The organism is Veillonella sp., from assembly GCF_019414865.1.
GTDB lineage: Bacteria > Bacillota > Negativicutes > Veillonellales > Veillonellaceae > Veillonella.
The window spans coordinates 1-1,572 of record NZ_DXLG01000212.1; the positions used below are offsets into that span (position 1 = coordinate 1).

Here is a 1,572-nt window from a genome sequence, read left to right on the forward strand (position 1 = left end):
CTATAAATCAGAGAAAACTATTTGTATAAACACACAAAAAAGACACCTTCCAAGGAAGGTGTCTTTTGCTTATATATTCTTATATTCTTATGCTTCTATTTCTCTATAACCGACTCATCTAGCTGTGTACCGTCTGGTAAGAAAGCTTTTACTATTAATTTATTCGGTGTAACAGTCATCGTCATATAGTTATTCTTATCTCGATCTGGTGCCACATATACATCTAAAGGATGTTCTTTCCACTTAGGACGACGAGCATCTCCGGCAATACCAGTCAGAATATATAATGGTCCCGAAGCATCTCGATCAAAGTTACGTACATGCCCTCTATTACGATAAGAATGTAAATGAGCTGACAACACTAAATCTACATTAAACTCATCAAAGATAGGCATAAACAATACGCCCTCTTCATTGAATCCTACATCACGACTTGCGCCAGGGCGGTCAAAGGCATATTGGAATGGATCCCGATGCATGAGAACTACGGTCCACTTTTTAATATTTGCTGCTAAATCTTGGCGTAACCATTGAATCTGTACATCATAAAGATTTGGATGATGTGTATCATGATTATCTTCATGATTGCTTTCATAAAGTTGCGTATCTAATACAACATAATGAACATCACCGAAGTCATAGGAATAATAACGACGATTAAAAATTTCGTTCCCATTAGGCGGTACTGCGAAGTAATTCAAATACGCATAAGGCTCGCGCATTTTCCAATCTAATGTATACATCTCGTGATTGCCTAATGTCGTTGCTAACGGCACATTAGCACTCAACGGTCTAATGGAATTTAACCAAGTGCGCCATTGATAGTCTTGTTCCCCATTATCTACAAGGTCACCCATACTAATATACAGGGCTGTCCTTGGATTGCGATGTGCTGAGTCCTTTACAATCTCTTCCCATTGAGAATAATCCCCCGACTGAGAGTCTGGATATATGAGCACATCATAGACACTAGCACCAGCCGTTTCCAGGGAGTACCAATCACTACGGCGATCACTGCCATACCCAACGCGATACTCATACTTTGTTTTAGGTGTTAACCCTGTCAATGTAGCCTCATGGATATAGGTAGTACTGCTATCATCAGTAAAAACTTTATCTGTAGCATTTATGGTTTGTATAGTATCGGTCCCATCTTGGCGATATTCTATGATGGCATCAGATTCACTGTTATCAGACTGCCACATAATAGTACGGCTTGTGCTATTATCTTGAGCTACAATTTGCCGAATGTAACGGCCTTCAGAATTAAGGAGCGGTTTTATCTCTTGACTACTCACCACAGCTGCAGTTCGAGCAATTCGACTGTATATAGTATCCCTATATACATAGCTACCTACAGTAGCACCAACCACAGTAATAATAGCTAGTAAGGATATAATTAATCTTTTTTTGTTCATATAATTCCTTTATTAACTAAACTGTTTGACTAATATTTAATATGAACACATTATAAAACTTACACTTAGCTTTAAGTCAAATAAGATTTTGCTATACTTCTTTCACATCTACTTTTCTATATCTAGCAGAAATACAACCCAACATATTTAATTG

General features: G+C 37.7%; 1 protein-coding gene. It reads right to left on the minus strand.

What is annotated here, in order from left to right; genetic code table 11:
* Positions 1–95: 95 nt before the first annotated feature.
* A complete protein-coding gene (locus QZ334_RS08325; protein WP_295233622.1) occupies positions 96–1,418 on the minus strand; it encodes a fibronectin type III domain-containing protein in 1,323 nt (440 codons plus the stop codon).
* Between the last annotated feature and the right edge of the window lie 154 nt (positions 1,419–1,572).

Bases quoted from the DNA above. Each gene is read 5' to 3' on its own strand.
- QZ334_RS08325 (WP_295233622.1), bottom strand. From the start codon at position 1,418: ATGAACAAAAAAAGATTAATTATATCCTTACTAGCTATTATTACTGTG.